The organism is Kosakonia radicincitans DSM 16656, assembly GCF_000280495.2.
GTDB lineage: Bacteria > Pseudomonadota > Gammaproteobacteria > Enterobacterales > Enterobacteriaceae > Kosakonia > Kosakonia radicincitans.
Genome location: NZ_CP018016.1, coordinates 91,354 through 106,123 on the forward strand (window position 1 = coordinate 91,354; position 14,770 = coordinate 106,123).

17 protein-coding genes are annotated in these 14,770 nt (G+C 53.4%); 6 read left to right on the forward strand and 11 right to left on the reverse strand.

The window, feature by feature from the left end:
* Positions 1 to 159: 159 nt before the first annotated feature.
* Positions 160 to 1,023, reverse strand: coding sequence for a YicC/YloC family endoribonuclease (locus tag Y71_RS00440; protein WP_007369486.1), 864 nt, complete (start codon positions 1,021 to 1,023; stop codon positions 160 to 162).
* 122 nt (positions 1,024 to 1,145) lie between these two features.
* Between Y71_RS00440 and rph the strand changes: the two genes are divergently transcribed.
* Positions 1,146 to 1,862, forward strand: coding sequence for a ribonuclease PH (rph, locus tag Y71_RS00450; protein WP_007369487.1), 717 nt, complete (start codon positions 1,146 to 1,148; stop codon positions 1,860 to 1,862).
* Positions 1,863 to 2,012: 150 nt separating this feature from the next.
* Positions 2,013 to 2,654: an orotate phosphoribosyltransferase gene (gene pyrE / locus Y71_RS00455; RefSeq protein ID WP_007369488.1), complete on the forward strand. Its 642-nt coding sequence runs from the start codon at positions 2,013 to 2,015 to the stop codon at positions 2,652 to 2,654.
* 182 nt (positions 2,655 to 2,836) lie between these two features.
* Here the strand turns inward: pyrE and slmA are convergent, their stop codons facing one another.
* The 3 genes from slmA to coaBC all read right to left on the reverse strand — a co-directional run bounded on the left by slmA (position 2,837) and on the right by coaBC (position 5,208).
* The gene (slmA, locus tag Y71_RS00460; protein ID WP_007369489.1) at positions 2,837 to 3,433 is read right to left on the reverse strand and encodes a nucleoid occlusion factor SlmA; all 597 of its coding nucleotides are present in this window, start codon (positions 3,431 to 3,433) and stop codon (positions 2,837 to 2,839) included.
* A gap of 124 nt (positions 3,434 to 3,557) precedes the next feature.
* Positions 3,558 to 4,016, reverse strand: coding sequence for a dUTP diphosphatase (dut, locus tag Y71_RS00465; protein WP_035886792.1), 459 nt, complete (start codon positions 4,014 to 4,016; stop codon positions 3,558 to 3,560).
* On the reverse strand, positions 3,994 to 5,208 hold the full coding sequence (coaBC, locus tag Y71_RS00470; protein ID WP_007369491.1) for a bifunctional phosphopantothenoylcysteine decarboxylase/phosphopantothenate--cysteine ligase CoaBC: 1,215 nt from the start codon (positions 5,206 to 5,208) through the stop codon (positions 3,994 to 3,996). Before coaBC ends, dut begins: the two co-directional genes overlap by 23 nt.
* A 171-nt stretch (positions 5,209 to 5,379) precedes the next feature.
* On the opposite strand from coaBC, the gene radC reads away from it, so the two are divergent.
* The 4 genes from radC to mutM all read left to right on the forward strand — a co-directional run bounded on the left by radC (position 5,380) and on the right by mutM (position 7,695).
* Positions 5,380 to 6,048, forward strand: coding sequence for a RadC family protein (radC, locus tag Y71_RS00475; protein WP_007369492.1), 669 nt, complete (start codon positions 5,380 to 5,382; stop codon positions 6,046 to 6,048).
* 337 nt (positions 6,049 to 6,385) lie between these two features.
* Positions 6,386 to 6,622, forward strand: a complete 237-nt coding sequence (gene rpmB, locus Y71_RS00480) for a 50S ribosomal protein L28 (RefSeq protein ID WP_002436699.1) — start codon at positions 6,386 to 6,388, stop codon at positions 6,620 to 6,622.
* Between the two features lie 20 nt (positions 6,623 to 6,642).
* Positions 6,643 to 6,810, forward strand: coding sequence for a 50S ribosomal protein L33 (gene rpmG, locus Y71_RS00485; RefSeq protein WP_003024094.1), 168 nt, complete (start codon positions 6,643 to 6,645; stop codon positions 6,808 to 6,810).
* A 75-nt stretch (positions 6,811 to 6,885) separates the two neighbouring features.
* Entirely contained in the window at positions 6,886 to 7,695 is an 810-nt protein-coding gene (gene mutM / locus Y71_RS00490; protein ID WP_007369493.1) for a bifunctional DNA-formamidopyrimidine glycosylase/DNA-(apurinic or apyrimidinic site) lyase, read from the forward strand.
* Positions 7,696 to 7,792: 97 nt separating this feature from the next.
* On the opposite strand, the gene coaD is transcribed toward mutM, so the two are convergent.
* From coaD to rfaQ, 7 genes are all read right to left on the reverse strand, one after another.
* Entirely contained in the window at positions 7,793 to 8,275 is a 483-nt protein-coding gene (gene coaD, locus Y71_RS00495) for a pantetheine-phosphate adenylyltransferase (protein ID WP_007369494.1), read from the reverse strand.
* Positions 8,276 to 8,278: 3 nt separating this feature from the next.
* Positions 8,279 to 9,049: a glycosyltransferase family 2 protein gene (locus Y71_RS00500; protein WP_007369495.1), complete on the reverse strand. Its 771-nt coding sequence runs from the start codon at positions 9,047 to 9,049 to the stop codon at positions 8,279 to 8,281.
* Positions 9,049 to 10,323, reverse strand: coding sequence for a lipid IV(A) 3-deoxy-D-manno-octulosonic acid transferase (gene waaA, locus Y71_RS00505; RefSeq protein WP_007369496.1), 1,275 nt, complete (start codon positions 10,321 to 10,323; stop codon positions 9,049 to 9,051). Before waaA ends, Y71_RS00500 begins: the two co-directional genes overlap by 1 nt.
* A gap of 67 nt (positions 10,324 to 10,390) precedes the next feature.
* Positions 10,391 to 11,380: a glycosyltransferase gene (locus tag Y71_RS00510; RefSeq protein WP_007369497.1), complete on the reverse strand. Its 990-nt coding sequence runs from the start codon at positions 11,378 to 11,380 to the stop codon at positions 10,391 to 10,393.
* A gap of 11 nt (positions 11,381 to 11,391) precedes the next feature.
* Positions 11,392 to 12,495: a glycosyltransferase gene (locus tag Y71_RS00515; protein ID WP_007369498.1), complete on the reverse strand. Its 1,104-nt coding sequence runs from the start codon at positions 12,493 to 12,495 to the stop codon at positions 11,392 to 11,394.
* A 1-nt stretch (position 12,496) separates the two neighbouring features.
* Positions 12,497 to 13,624 carry a glycosyltransferase family 4 protein gene (locus tag Y71_RS00520; protein WP_007369499.1) on the reverse strand — a complete coding sequence of 376 codons (1,128 nt, stop codon included), beginning with the start codon at positions 13,622 to 13,624 and terminating at the stop codon, positions 12,497 to 12,499.
* Positions 13,621 to 14,688, reverse strand: coding sequence for a putative lipopolysaccharide heptosyltransferase III (gene rfaQ, locus Y71_RS00525; protein ID WP_007369500.1), 1,068 nt, complete (start codon positions 14,686 to 14,688; stop codon positions 13,621 to 13,623). Before rfaQ ends, Y71_RS00520 begins: the two co-directional genes overlap by 4 nt.
* Between the last annotated feature and the right edge of the window lie 82 nt (positions 14,689 to 14,770).

The following is a 14,770-nucleotide window of genomic DNA, read 5'->3' on the forward strand; positions in this document are numbered from 1 at the left end:
CATAAAAGCAGCAGCAATGCTGCTTTTATGGAACAGCGCCGAACGATTATCATTTGTAGACAGTTCGTGGATGATATGGCCTCTGCCTGGTATAAAACTCAGTAAAAAAGCCATTTTTTAGATGGCTTTTTTACTGGTAAAGCTACAGCGCGAAAAAGATTACTCAATATTCTGGATCTGCTCGCGCATTTGCTCAATCAACACTTTCAGCTCGATAGCGGAATTGGTGACTTCAGCATTAATCGACTTGGATGCCAGCGTGTTCGACTCACGATTGAACTCCTGCATCATAAAGTCGAGGCGACGACCCACGGCTTCTTTTTTCTTCAGAATGTTGTAGGTCTCTTTTACATGCGCTTCGAGCCGGTCGAGTTCTTCGGCAACATCGATACGTTGCGCCATCAGCACCAGTTCCTGCTCAAGGCGATTATTCTCCAGTTGTACCTGCGCCTCTTCGAGCCTGGAAACCAGCCGCTCGCGCTGCCATTGCAGGATTTCCGGCATATGTGCACGTACTTTGGCGACTTCGGTACTCACACCTTCCAGACGCTGCTCGATGAGCGCTTTCAGCGCCTGACCTTCGGTTTCACGGGCGACGATAAAGTCATCCAGCGCACCGTCCAGCGCAGCGAGAATTTGTGCCGCGATGGTATCCAAATCCTGTTCTTGTGCGGCCATCACGCCAGGCCAGCGCAGGATATCTACCGGATTAATTTCCCCTTCGTCACTTTGCAATTTGACCCAGTTGGCGGCAGATACCAGCTGTTTAGCCAGTTTTTCGTTGAGGATCAGTTCCCCTTGCGCGCTGGAATCGGGTTCAAAACGGAGGTTGCACTCCACTTTGCCGCGAGTCAGACGGGTACGAAGACGTTCACGGACAACCGGTTCAAGGCTGCGGAATTGCTCCGGCAGGCGGAAGTAAGTTTCCAGATAACGCTGGTTTACCGAGCGCAGTTCCCAGGAGGCTGAGCCCCATTCACCCTTGATTTCACGCCGGGCGTAGGCGGTCATACTGCGGATCATAGACGTTCCCGTTTTTAAAGAGAGATGCGGGGATTATAGCTTTCGTGGCCTTATCAGGATAGGAATAACCACGGTAAGCCAGTATAATGCGCAGCCACATTCGAATAGCCGGAGAAATCATCATGCGTCCAGCAGGTCGTAGCGCCACTCAGGTGCGTCCCGTCACCCTGACCCGTAACTATACAAAACACGCTGAAGGCTCCGTGCTGGTTGAATTTGGTGATACCAAAGTGCTCTGCACCGCCTCTATTGAAGAAGGTGTGCCGCGTTTCCTGAAAGGTCAGGGACAGGGCTGGATCACCGCTGAATATGGCATGCTGCCGCGTTCCACCCATACCCGCAACGCGCGTGAAGCCGCAAAAGGCAAACAGGGCGGTCGCACCATGGAAATCCAGCGCCTGATTGCCCGTGCGCTGCGTGCAGCGGTTGACCTGAACGCGTTGGGTGAATTCACCATCACGCTCGACTGCGACGTGCTCCAGGCCGATGGCGGCACCCGTACCGCGTCTATTACCGGTGCTTGTGTAGCGCTGGCGGATGCGCTGAACAAACTGGTTGCGGCCGGAAAACTGAAAACCAATCCGATGAAAGGCATGGTTGCCGCCGTATCCGTGGGTATCGTTAACGGCGAGGCCGTGTGCGATCTGGAGTATGTGGAAGACTCCGCCGCCGGGACCGATATGAACGTGGTGATGACCGAAGATGGCCGCATGATTGAAGTTCAGGGCACGGCGGAAGGCGAGCCGTTCTCCCATGAAGAGTTATTGACTCTGCTGGCGCTGGCCAGAGGGGGAATCGAATCGATTATCGCGACGCAGAAAGCGGCGCTGGCGAATTAATTATTAAGGGCGACTGAGAGTCGCCCTTTTTTTTGCGCGTCATACTTCACGCAGCCTCTTTGCTAGCGGCAGGCTCTGGTTGCCTTCGCGATGCTGCGCGAACTATTTTGCGTAATCTGTAAATTGAAAAGTGAGATGAGGAGCGAATCCATGAAAGCGTATCAGCGTCAGTTTATTGAATTTGCGCTTAATAAGCAGGTACTGAAGTTTGGCGAATTCACGCTGAAATCCGGGCGTAAAAGCCCCTATTTCTTCAACGCCGGGCTGTTTAATACCGGGCGCGATCTGGCTCTGTTAGGCCGTTTTTACGCCGAAGCGTTGGTGGATTCCGGGATTGATTTCGACCTGCTGTTTGGCCCTGCTTATAAAGGTATTCCGATTGCGACTACCACTGCGGTGGCGCTGGCGGAACATCATGAACGCGATGTGCCGTACTGCTTTAATCGTAAAGAAGCGAAAGATCACGGTGAAGGCGGCAATCTGGTCGGTAGCGCGTTGCAGGGCCGGGTGATGCTGGTGGATGACGTCATTACCGCGGGCACCGCTATCCGCGAGTCGATGGAAATTATCCAGGCCAATGGCGCGACGCTGGCTGGCGTGCTGATTTCGCTGGATCGTCAGGAGCGCGGCCGCGCTGACATCTCTGCGATTCAGGAAGTGGAGCGTGATTACGGCTGCAAAGTGATCTCAATTATCACGCTGAAAGATTTGATTGCGTATCTGGAAGAGAAGCCGGAGATGGCCGATCACCTGGCTGCGGTTCGTGCGTATCGCGAACAGTACGGCGTATAACCGTAGTGCCCGGCAGACGTTGCCTGCCGGGCGTGTGTCATAACAGTTTTGTGCCCTGCGTGTTCACATAGAGTGAATAAACTGAGGTGCTTGAGGCTATCAACAGTTAACGAATTGCGTTGGGCTTTTTCACAGATTGCCGGAAAGTGAGAATGCAGCCACAAAGGCTGCATAAAGAGAGATTATCGCAGTTGCGCGGCGAGCAGCGGCCAGCGGGCGTCAAAGTCGTCGGTTGGGCTGTATTTAAATTCACTGCGCACATAGCGCGACAGCATCCCTTCACAAAACGCCAGCAACTGGCTTGCCAGCAGCGTTTCGTCAGTGGCATAGGCCTCGCCTTCACGCATTTTGCGCTCGCGCAGGACCTGGCGCAGCTGCGCCTCAATGCGTTCGAAAAGCTGGTTAATGCGCCCTTGCAAGCGATCCTGCTCAAACATCAGCGCGTGGCCGGTCATGATGCGCGTTAAACCAGGGTTACGTTCACCGAAGCCGAGGATTAGCTGCATAATCAGGCGCAGTCGAGTGGTCGTGTCTTTCTCATCCTTTAAAATCAGGTTGATGCGGGTGATCAGGCTATCCTCGATAAACTCAATCAGGCTATCGAACATGCGCGTTTTACTGGGGAAATGACGGTACAGAGCGGCTTCGGATACGCCAACGGAAGCGGCCAGTTTCGCGGTAGTAATACGCTGGCTTCCATCGCTGGATTCCAGCATCAGCGCCAGAGACTGAAGTATTTCCTCGCGGCGATTCCTTTTCGCAGTTTGTTTTTCTGCCATGTTCTAAAATACCCCTGAAAATAAACACTTGTCAGGCGAGCGACCACACGGCGACCGCAAACAATGTGCGTTTGCGGTGATGTTATCGCGTTATTTCGCCGTGTGATGCGTTAAATAGAGCGGTTTACTGACGCCCGGAATGGCCAAAGCCGCCTTCGCCGCGTTCAGTCGCGTCGAACTCTTCCACCAGATTAAATTCTGCCTGCACAACTGGTACAAACACCATTTGCGCGATGCGTTCGCCCGGAACGATAGTGAAGCTGTCCTGGCCGCGGTTCCAGACGGAAACCATCAGTTGCCCCTGATAATCCGAGTCAATCAGACCAACCAGATTACCCAGCACCACGCCATGCTTATGGCCCAGCCCTGAACGCGGCAGAATAACCGCAGCGAGCGACGGATCGGCAATATGGATTGCCAGACCGGTTGGCAGCAACGTTGTTGCGCCTGGCGCCAGCTCTACGGCGTCGTCGAGACAGGCGCGCAGGTCAAGTCCGGCGGAACCGGAGGTGGCATAAGTCGGTAGCGGAAATTGCTTGCCGACACGCGGGTCCAGAATCTTAACGTCGATTTTTTTCATCATAACGGGTAACTATCTCGTCCAGTAATTGGTGTCCCAGAAGTTCTTTGCGTTCCAGCGGCAGACGTTTGTCGCCCTCCTGCCAGAAAAGATGTAGTGCGTTGTTGTCGCTATTAAAGCCTTGATCTGATTGTGAAACATCGTTAGCGCAAATCAGGTCAAGGTTTTTGCGGGCGCGTTTCTGCCGGGCATATTCTTCCACATTATTTGTTTCGGCGGCAAACCCCACGACAAAGGGGCGATGGGCAGAAAGTGCGGCTACGCCAGCGACGATATCCGGGTTTTTTACCATTTTTATCGTGATTTCATCGCCTTGTTTTTTAATTTTCTCTTCCGCCACACTGGCCGCGCGGTAATCCGCGACGGCGGCACAGCCGATAAAAATGTGCTGCTGCTGCGCACTACGCTGCACGGCTGCTTCCATCTCCAGCGCGGTGGTGACATCTATGCGTTGCACCAGCGCAGGTGTCGGTAGCGTGACCGGGCCTGCAACCAGCGTGACGTTCGCTCCGCGGCTGGCGGCGGCGGCGGCAATGGCGAAGCCCATCTTACCGGAACTGAGATTAGTAATGTAACGCACAGGATCTAACGGCTCACGGGTCGGGCCGGCGGTAATCATGATGTTCAGATGTTGCAGATCTTTGACAGGCGAAAAATACGCGGCTGCCATATCGACGATCGTCAGCGGATCCAGCATGCGGCCAGGGCCGACATCGCCACAGGCCTGACTACCGCTGTCCGGCCCCCACAGCAGCAGACCGCGTGAGGCCAGCACCTGCAAATTATGCTGGGTTGCTGCGGCACGATACATTTGCTGGTTCATCGCTGGTACTACCGCGACAGGCGAAGGGGTGGCGAGGCAAATCGTGGAAACCAGGTCGTTGGCCATTCCGGCGGCGACGCGGGCAATCAAATCGGCGGTGGCGGGCGCCAGAATCACCAGGTCGGCCCATTTACCCAGCTCGATATGGCCCATTGCCGCTTCGGCAGCGGGATCGAGCAGGCTGTCGGAAACCGGATTCCCGGAAACGGCTTGCAGGCTCAGCGGGGTGATGAAGGCTTTGGCGCCTTCGGTCATTACCACGCGAACTTCCGCGCCGCGATCGCGCAGACGGCGCACCAGCTCAGGCGTTTTGTAAGCCGCAATACCGCCGCTTACGCCGAGGACAATTTTTTTACCCGCCAGACTGATCATGATTCTTTCCTGTTGGATTTCACCAGAAGCTGGGCATTTTATCACAATCCTGATGTTGTCGTGCTTTTGCCCGCAGAGCACTTTGCGAGGCGCTACGCAGGCTTTGAAATTGGTTGTCGAAAGAGGGGGGCGTGAAATGGCAACATAAATGTGGGATCGGGAGGAGGTAATATGGACATTGTTTTGACACCCCAGAAGCCGCGCGAAAAGATGCTGCAGTACGGCATTGAGGCACTATCGGATGTGGAATTATTAGCGCTTTTTCTGCGCACCGGAACGCGAGGAAAGTGTGTATTAACCGTTGCCCGCGAACTGCTGAAGCAATTTGGTTCGCTTTATACATTGCTCTCTTCCGAGCTGGAAGATTTTCAGGATGTACACGGAATCGGCGTGGCGAAATATGCGCAGTTAAGAGGCATCGGCGAGCTGGCGCGTCGTTACTATAATGCGCGCCTGCTGGAAGAGAGCTCGCTGCTAAGTCCTGATATGACGCGTGAATTCCTGCAGAGTCAGCTAGCGGGAGAAGAGCGCGAGATCTTTATGGTGATCCTGATGGATAACCAGAACCGGATACTGAAGCACTGCCGGTTGTTTAGCGGCACCATTAACCATGTCGAAGTGCATCCGCGGGAAATTCTGCGTGAAGCGTTAAAAGTGAATGCAGCCGCTGTGATCCTCGCGCATAATCACCCTTCAGGTAACGCTGAGCCAAGCAAGGCGGATAAGCAAATCACTGAGCGAGTGATAAAATGCTGCCAGTTCATGGGCATCCGTGTGCTTGATCACCTGGTTGTTGGTCGCGGAGAGTGCGTTTCGTTTGCAGAACGCGGCTGGATTTAAGCCATTTTAGGCGATCCATCGGGATCTTTGTCTGTTCGGGACTTGAGCACACCGCCGACTCAGCGTATACTACGCCACCTTTGAGAATCTCGGGTTTGGCATTTGGGCCTGGCAATCGAGAGTTCACTTAGACACTAAATCATTCAAGTTGCATCAGGGCGGCAAGAGAGTGAATCCCCGTGAGCGTATAAGTACGTGACCTGGATAAGCGAGCGCAGCCAACACAGAGGCAGCCGGAAAGATGACGTGTAGAACTGCGATGACCGGGCTGTAAAGCCTGACGAGGCGCCGATACCCCATACGAAGCTCGAGCTAATTTGATTTTTGGAGAATAGACATGTCCCGAGTCTGCCAAGTTACTGGCAAGCGTCCGGTGACCGGTAACAACCGTTCCCACGCACTGAACGCGACCAAACGCCGTTTCCTGCCGAACCTGCACTCTCACCGTTTCTGGGTTGAGAGCGAGAAGCGTTTTGTCACCCTGCGTGTATCTGCTAAAGGTATGCGTGTAATTGATAAGAAAGGCATCGATACAGTTCTGTCTGAACTGCGTGCCCGTGGCGAAAAGTACTAAGTACTTAGAGGATATAAATCATGGCTAAAGGTATTCGTGAGAAAATCAAGCTGGTTTCTTCCGCTGGTACTGGTCACTTCTACACCACCACGAAGAACAAACGTACTAAGCCGGAAAAACTGGAACTGAAAAAATTCGATCCAGTTGTCCGTCAGCACGTGCTGTACAAAGAAGCTAAAATCAAATAATTTTAGTTTTCTTGCACAAAAACCCCGCACTGTCGGGGTTTTTGCATTTCTGATAACCCGCAAGCCGGAGATGAGATGCCTGAATTACCCGAAGTAGAAACCAGCCGCCGGGGTATCGAACCGCACCTGGTTGGCGAAACCATTCTTCATGCGGTGGTACGCAACGGGCGATTACGCTGGCCGGTTTCCGATGAGATCCACGCCCTGAGCGATAAACCGGTGCTGAGTGTTCAGCGCCGCGCGAAATATCTGCTGCTGGAGCTGCCGGATGGCTGGATCATCATCCATCTGGGTATGTCCGGCAGCTTACGCATCCTTCCCCACGAGCTTCCGGCTGAAAAGCATGACCATGTTGATCTGGTGATGAGCAACGGCAAAGTGCTGCGCTACACCGATCCTCGCCGCTTTGGCGCATGGCTGTGGACCAAAGAGCTGGAAGGCCACAATGTGCTGGCACACCTTGGCCCTGAACCGTTAAGCGAAGCCTTTAATACCGATTATTTGCAGCAGAAGTGCGCGAAGAAAAAGACGGCCATCAAACCCTGGCTGATGGATAACAAGCTGGTGGTCGGCGTAGGAAACATCTACGCCAGCGAATCGCTGTTCGCCGCCGGGATCCATCCCGATCGCCTGGCCTCTTCGCTGTCGCGCCAGGAGTGTGAAATCCTGGTGAGGGTGATCAAAGCCGTGCTGTTGCGATCCATTGAACAGGGCGGAACCACGCTGAAAGATTTCCTGCAAAGCGACGGGAAACCCGGCTATTTTGCGCAGGAGTTACAGGTGTACGGGCGGGAAGGGGAACCTTGTCGCGTCTGCGGTACGCCGATTATGGCCGCGAAGCACGCACAGCGCTCAACGTTTTACTGTCGCCGCTGCCAGAAATAAGCGCGTTTTTGCTGGATGGCGGCTGCGGGATGCTGTTGTGCTTTGCTAAATAGCGGTCAGGCACACCGGTGTTGCAGGTCTGATAAGCGAAGCGCCATCAGGCACTAAGCTTCTCCAGCAACGCTTGATGCACGTTCGGCGGCAGGAAGTGAGCGACATCGCCCTGATGGCGCGCCACTTCTTTCACCAGCGATGAAGAGATAAACGACCACTCTTTCGACGGCATCAGAAACACGCTTTCCAGTTCCGGCATCAGATGGCGGTTCATATGCGCCAGTTGCATTTCGTACTCGAAATCTGCGACGGCACGCAGACCGCGGATGAGAATATTTGCCTGCTGCGCGCGGGCAAAGTTCGCCATCAAATCACTGAATCCCACCACTGTCACATTTGATAAATGTGCTGTTGCCGATTGCGCCAGCGCTACGCGTTCTTCAAGGTTGAACATCGGCTTCTTACTTGGGCTGGCGGCAATGGCCAGTACAACCTCAGTAAACATGGTCGCAGCGCGGGTCACGATATCGATGTGGCCATTGGTGATCGGATCGAAAGTACCGGGATAAATCGCTTTTGTACTCATCGCTTATTCTTTCTCTGAATAACCGTGGTTCAGCGCCCACAGCTCGGTGTATTTATTAAACGTATACTGCGCGTTAACCACCGCCAGTAGCCAGCCCTGTTTGCCATCGAGCACGCCGCCGCGCAGCAGCAACGTTTTTGCGAATGCGCCCAAAGTATGAGCGAAAATCCCCGGCAGCGAGGTTTTTTTCCCATGCTGATGACGTTCCTGCGCCCACGCCGTGGCGTAATTGAGCTGCTTGCGCTGGAAACTGGCGAAATCACGGCAGGTCAGATGCAGTAAATCACCGCTCAGGGCGATAGTCTGCGCCTGTGGCGCATCGAGTGACTCATGAACGCGGTTATCGTTGTACTGATAACGTTCGCGTTCGTACAGGCGCGTGACGCGATCCGGATACCAGCCGCTGTGGCGCATAAAACGCCCGAGAAAGTAATTGCGACGAGCAATGCTATAAACCGCGCCGGGCTGCGGCGCAGCCAGCGCCTGACGCAGTTGTTCTGCCAGCTCAGGGGTTACGCGCTCGTCGGTATCAATCATCAGAATATAGTCGCCGCTGGCATAACGCTGGGCAATTTGACGCTGAATACCATAACCCTGCCAGTCGGTATGGCTGAAGACTTTAGCACCGGCGCGGCTGGCAATGCCGGGGGTATCATCGCTGCTGCCGGAATCCAGCAGCACGATTTCATCCGCCCAGGCTATGGACGCAAGGCAATCGGGCAGCAGATCCGCCGCATCTTTGGCGATCATCACCACCGACAAACGTCTGGACATTAATGGCTCCGCTGAGGCAAATACGGTTGCAGGAGTTGCAGCAGACGCGCCAGCGCGCCCTGGTTCTGGTGCAGAACCTCAACGGCATGGCGACCGTACCATAAACGGTAGTCTTCATCCGTCAGCAGTGTGGAAACTTCTTTCACCAGCGAATCGGCATCGGTCACAGTGATCAGCCCTTCCGCTTCCTGCAAACGTGCGCAAATGTCTTTGAAGTTAAAGGTATACGGCCCCATCAGCACAGGAATGGCATGGGCAGCGGGTTCCAGAGGATTATGACCGCCGCGCTCAACCAGGCTGCCGCCGACGAAAGCAAGGTCGGCAATGCCGTACAGCAGCATCAGTTCGCCCATGGTATCGCCAATGACCACCTGGGTGCTGCCGGACGGGATCTCGCCCGAGCTGCGCAGGATGTAGCTGAACCCGGCTTTTTGCGTCATGTTGCGCGCATCCGGAAAACGCTCAGGATGGCGAGGAACCAGGATCAGCAGCAAATCGGGGAAGGTTTCCAGCAGCTTGCGGTGCGCCTGTAAAATGATGGTTTCTTCACCTTCATGCGTACTGGTGGCAATCCATACTTTACGGCGCGGCGCCCACTGGCGGCGCAGCGTCACGGCGCGCGCGGCAAGTTCCGGCGTCACAGAAATATCGAACTTCAGGCTACCGGTGACGGTAAGCTGATTACGTTTCAGGCCCAGTTGCAGGAAACGGTCGCCATCTTCCTGGTTTTGCGCGGCAATTAAGGTGATTTTGCTGAGCAAACGACGCATCGCTTTACCCAACCGGGAATAGCCTTTCGCCGAGCGCTCGGAAAGGCGCGCGTTAGCAATTACCAGCGGAATTTTCCGGGCACGAAGGGCGGAAATCATATTCGGCCATAGCTCGGTCTCCATTACGATCACCAGCTTCGGGCGCACGGTATTCAGGAAACGGTTCATGGCGCACGGCAGATCGTAGGGCAAATAAACGTGATGAACGTCTTTACCAAACGCGGACATCACGCGTTCCGAGCCGGTTGGTGTCATGGTGGTGACGGTGATCGGTAATGCAGGGTAGCGATGGCGCAGCGCACGTACCAGCGGGATCGCCGCCAGGGTTTCGCCTACGGAGACGGAATGCAGCAAAATACCGTCCGGCTTCACTTTGTTACGACAAAATCCATAGCGTTCAGCCCAGCGCTTACGGTAAGCAGGGGCTTTGCGGCTGCGAAGTAATAATCGCAACCACACCAGAGGCTGTATTAAGTAAAGCAGGGTGGTATACAACAATTCCAAGCGACTATCCGTTTTTTTAAGATTCGGCGGGCAAATTCTAAGCATTTAGGGCAGCTAAAGCTATACCTTATGCCAGATACCTTTTGAGACGGAAGTAGCGGCGGCCAAGGCGCCAGCGCAAACGTGGACTTTTTGCACTTTTCCAGATGAGCTTCCAGATGCCTTTTTCGAAAAACTCGCGAATGATCATCGCTTTCTTGCTTTCATCCTTCATGTTATCAAAGGTATGGATGATGCCGAGCCCTTCTTTGGCTATCTGCCAGTAACATGCCGGTATATTTTTCACTTTATCCGCATAGCGCTGGTTAATTGCGTCCAGCATTTGCAGGATTTTCATGTAGTGGCGCGCCGAGCGAATCAGCGTGTCGTCAGTGTCCGGCATGTGCGAAACAGATGCTGAGTGGATGTAGTAATCGTAAAATTGCTCGCTGGTATATTGCACGCGCTCGGCAGCGAGCAGAACTTCCGTTGTCCAGGGGATATCCTGGTGGCGAAGACCCGGTTCGAAATGAAAGTTATTCTGAAGAATGAAATCGTGGCGATAGATATTCAGCCAGGTGACATGCAGGAATTTACGCGAATCCAGGGCCTGTTTAAGCCATGCCGGGCCGGTCATGACGCCCGTTGACTGTAACTTTTCAGGCGGAAAAATCGGACGGGTGGGTTTTTTGTCGTTTTCCCAGACATAGTTACCGTTACAGGTCGCAACATCCAGATTCCCTGTGTTGGCCATGTCAAGCAGGCGCTGATACATACCGGGTTTGAAAACGTCATCAATGTCCGGAAAGGAGAGGTATTTTCCCTTTGCGCAGGCAAGCCCGGAATTGCGGGCAACCGATACACCCTGGTTTTCTTGCTCAATAACCTGTAACTGCGGTAGTCGATCGCGCCATTGTTCCACGATCTGCATCGATCCATCCGTAGAACCATCATTGACAATGATCACTTCCATGCTGTCGATTTTTTGTGCGACGAGGCAAGTGAAAAACTGGTCGAGGAACGCTTCGCCGTTATAGACGGCAACCACCACGCTTAACATAGGCGCTGAAATTTGCATAAGAAACCTGATTACTTATTATTTTCCGCCAGAGCAAGATACTGCTGGCAAATCGCGTTGATACCGTAAGATGAAATTTTCTCGCCATCTATTCCCTGGGAATTATTGGCATACATATCGGATAACGTTTTTGCCAGCGACTCGTCGCTCAGGCCGCTAAGGCCGCGTGCAAGTGGCCCTGTCAAAATCTCCGCCGGCCCACCCGGGCAGTTAGTGCTCACCGGTGGCGTCTGGCAGATAATCGCCTCGACCAGAACATTACCAAATCCTTCGCAGTCCGAGCTTAACACTAAGAGGCGAGCACCCTTGATCCAGGGATAGGGGTTAGGTACAAATGAACGAAACACAACCCTGTCAGCGATTCCAAGACTGCCTGCAAGCGCCTTTAACTGGGCGATTTTTGCATCTGAGCCGTTACCCATCATCACTAAAGGCGCCTCGATTTTGCTAAGCGCATAAGCGCGCAGCAAGCGGTCGTGCCTTTTGTGTTCGTGGAAACGCCCAACGTGAATCAGGTAGTCCTGCCCCTGCATTTCAAACGGCTGTTCGGCCAGTTGCTGGATAGCTTCAATATTGAAGGGGTTATGGATAACTGCGCTGCGACGCAGAGGGATTGCCAGCGTGTCGGAAAGATCGTGCAGCACGGCTGACGAGACGGCCACCACATTGCGGTTTTCGTAGGTGTGCCGAATCTTCAGATGCTTAAACCAGCGGGAAAATCCACGGCGGTGGCAAAGATAAGAAAATGAGAACATGCCGTGAATACAAAACCAGACTTTGTCGCGATCAAGCGCGCGGCTGTGGGCAACAATACGGTCGGTTTTATGCAGATGGGAAAAAACAATATCAAACTTTCCGCTACGTTCTGCCGTAGTAATCGCTTCATCTAACAGCTTTGCCCGACGCGGGATCTCTGTCAGCTTGCGCCAGGGTTTTTTGCATTTATCCTGAATTACCTGGAAATCCACACCTTCGGGAATGGGGTAATCGCACACTTTACGCAGTGAGAAAAGCGAGACCTGGTGTCCCATTTCCACTAAGCCGCTGGAGAGCGTGAGGACGGTTTTTTCTGCGCCTCCACCGGGTAAGCCATCAATAATCATCAGGATGCGCATATTAATCCAGAATATTTTGATAAAGCGAAATTAGCTGGCTTGACAGCTTTCCTGGGGTTGAGTCCTTAACCTTATCGCGGGCTTTCCTGCCCATGTCATTACTCTTTTCCAGTGATGGAATGGCCATCACAGCCTCTCTTAACTTGCCGATATCAAGGGCATCACAGAAGAAACCATTACTTCCTTGCTCTATAAATTCCGCTCCACCGCAGCTATCCGAAGTGATGACGGGTAAACCGCATGCCATCGCTTCCAGAATGACGTTTGGGAAAGGATCATACAACGTTGGTAGCAACAGGCCATCGGAAAGTTGATAAAAAGGCAGCGTCTCTTTTTGCATACCCATAAACCGGATCTGTTCTTTACAGCCCAGTGACTGGGCAAGCGCCTGATAACGCTTTTCTGCTTTATCCTGGCCTATGACAATCAGATAAGCCGTAGTTCCTGCTATCGCCTCAATCGCCGCAGCGAGGCCTTTTCGTTCAAAACCCGAGCCAACAAAGCAAAAAACAGTTGCAGCAGCAGGAAGCCCATACTGCTGGCGCAACGCTGCACGCTGCGCGCTCTCCGCCGGAATGAAACGGCTGGAATCTATTGAATTATAAATGACGTGAATCTTTTTTGCGTCAACGGAAAAGTCTTCGATGATTTCTCGCTTAATCATCTCCGCATTGCAGATGACTGCTTTCAGCTCTGGCGACTGATACATTTCGCGTTCGGCGCGCATAACATAGCGGTGATAGCGGTCATGCATCAGCATTTTTGCACGCCAACCGGGAAGAATACGCGAACGCTGCCGGAGCCAACGTTGATGCACGCCGTCGCCGGCGCGATAGATATCGCAACCCGCAATACGCTCGTGACTCTGAACGATATCAAATTGCTGCTCCTGCCATAGCGCGCGCGCAGCGTTAGCAAAGCCCCGTTCCCGGCTAATACGTCCCCATTTGGCGGGATTGCAAATATGAATGTGCCAGTCGTCCTGGCGCTCCCCTTGCCATTCGCGGGTGATGACGTTTAATTCCAGATCCTGATTACCAAGCGCCATGAGCGCACGGGAAACAAAGCGCTCCGCACCGCCATCAGGACGATATTTTTGACGAACAATAGCCAGCCGATGACGTTTCATGCCAGATACCTCTTCGCTGCATCGACAACCGCATCAACGGGGATAGCGTCGAGATAACGTTCACTGGTTTTAGTATCAACGGCGTCAGGGTCGGGGAGTGGCCCAAAATTACCCGCCCAGATAACTTCGCCATTAACTTGCCAGGGCGACCAGAAAGTGAGTTTTGACGGGCCGAAAAGCGCAACGCAGGGTGTTTGCAACGCTGCGGCCATGTGCATGGGTACAGAATCAACACCAATAAACAGATCGGCATGGTCGATAAGCGACGCAAGCTGGCACAGCGAGAGCTGGCCTGCCAGCGAGATAACGCCGTCCTGCGGCGATGCGCTGAGGATCCTGTCGACCATCGACAGCTCTTTTTTATCCGGTCCGGCCGTCAACACAATGGTATGGCCTTCCTGTCGCAGCGCCGTGATAGTTTGCGCCATTTTGTTTTCATCCCAGCACTTGAAGAACCAGCGTGATGTTGGCTGAATAACGATATAGCGATCGCTGACGCCTTGTGCTGTCAGCTGTTGCCGGGCGAAATTCCAGTCATCCGCGCTGTAACTCATCGTCACCGTTGAGACGGGAGGAACCGATAAAGGAGAAAGAATAGATAAATTCTGCTCAACGGTGTGCAGCGCATTGTGGTTTGCAACGGAAACCAGTTCGGTATGACAAAAGCGCCAAAAGGCGTTTTTACGTTTATTGAAGCCGAAGCCGAGACGAACCGGTGCGCCGGTAAAGCGAGTAACGATAGCGCTGCGCCATTGATCGGCAAGGTTTATCACCAGATGATATTGGCGGGCCCTGAGTGCGCACAGTAACTGCCACTCTTTTTGCAAATGTTTGAGCGTACCAAGTTGCTTCCATTTGCGATCGATACCGTAAATCGTATTAATCGCCGGGTGCGCTGCCAGCATATCGCGTGTTTCTTCGTACAGCAGGACATCAATCTGTGCATCCGGCAAGCCCCGGCGAAGCGAGTTTATCACCGGAGTGGTCAGCAACATGTCGCCATGATGACGAAGTTTAATCAATAAAATGCGTAAATCAGGCGTATTCAGTATGTTATTCATCATCGTCTTATCGGCAACAACCTGCCTGCAATTCTAATAGACCTGCTGTTGTCTTGCACTCTTTCTCCATGCCGTCAGGATTTTA

Coding starts and splice junctions, on each gene's coding strand:
- Y71_RS00440 (WP_007369486.1), bottom strand. CDS start 1,023: ATGATCCGCAGTATGACCGCCTACGCCCGGCGTGAAATCAAGGGTGAA.
- rph (WP_007369487.1), top strand. CDS start 1,146: ATGCGTCCAGCAGGTCGTAGCGCCACTCAGGTGCGTCCCGTCACCCTG.
- pyrE (WP_007369488.1), top strand. CDS start 2,013: ATGAAAGCGTATCAGCGTCAGTTTATTGAATTTGCGCTTAATAAGCAG.
- slmA (WP_007369489.1), bottom strand. CDS start 3,433: ATGGCAGAAAAACAAACTGCGAAAAGGAATCGCCGCGAGGAAATACTT.
- dut (WP_035886792.1), bottom strand. CDS start 4,016: ATGATGAAAAAAATCGACGTTAAGATTCTGGACCCGCGTGTCGGCAAG.
- coaBC (WP_007369491.1), bottom strand. CDS start 5,208: ATGATCAGTCTGGCGGGTAAAAAAATTGTCCTCGGCGTAAGCGGCGGT.
- radC (WP_007369492.1), top strand. CDS start 5,380: ATGGACATTGTTTTGACACCCCAGAAGCCGCGCGAAAAGATGCTGCAG.
- rpmB (WP_002436699.1), top strand. CDS start 6,386: ATGTCCCGAGTCTGCCAAGTTACTGGCAAGCGTCCGGTGACCGGTAAC.
- rpmG (WP_003024094.1), top strand. CDS start 6,643: ATGGCTAAAGGTATTCGTGAGAAAATCAAGCTGGTTTCTTCCGCTGGT.
- mutM (WP_007369493.1), top strand. CDS start 6,886: ATGCCTGAATTACCCGAAGTAGAAACCAGCCGCCGGGGTATCGAACCG.
- coaD (WP_007369494.1), bottom strand. CDS start 8,275: ATGAGTACAAAAGCGATTTATCCCGGTACTTTCGATCCGATCACCAAT.
- Y71_RS00500 (WP_007369495.1), bottom strand. CDS start 9,049: ATGTCCAGACGTTTGTCGGTGGTGATGATCGCCAAAGATGCGGCGGAT.
- Y71_RS00510 (WP_007369497.1), bottom strand. CDS start 11,380: ATGCAAATTTCAGCGCCTATGTTAAGCGTGGTGGTTGCCGTCTATAAC.
- Y71_RS00515 (WP_007369498.1), bottom strand. CDS start 12,495: ATGCGCATCCTGATGATTATTGATGGCTTACCCGGTGGAGGCGCAGAA.
- Y71_RS00520 (WP_007369499.1), bottom strand. CDS start 13,624: ATGAAACGTCATCGGCTGGCTATTGTTCGTCAAAAATATCGTCCTGAT.
- rfaQ (WP_007369500.1), bottom strand. CDS start 14,688: ATGATGAATAACATACTGAATACGCCTGATTTACGCATTTTATTGATT.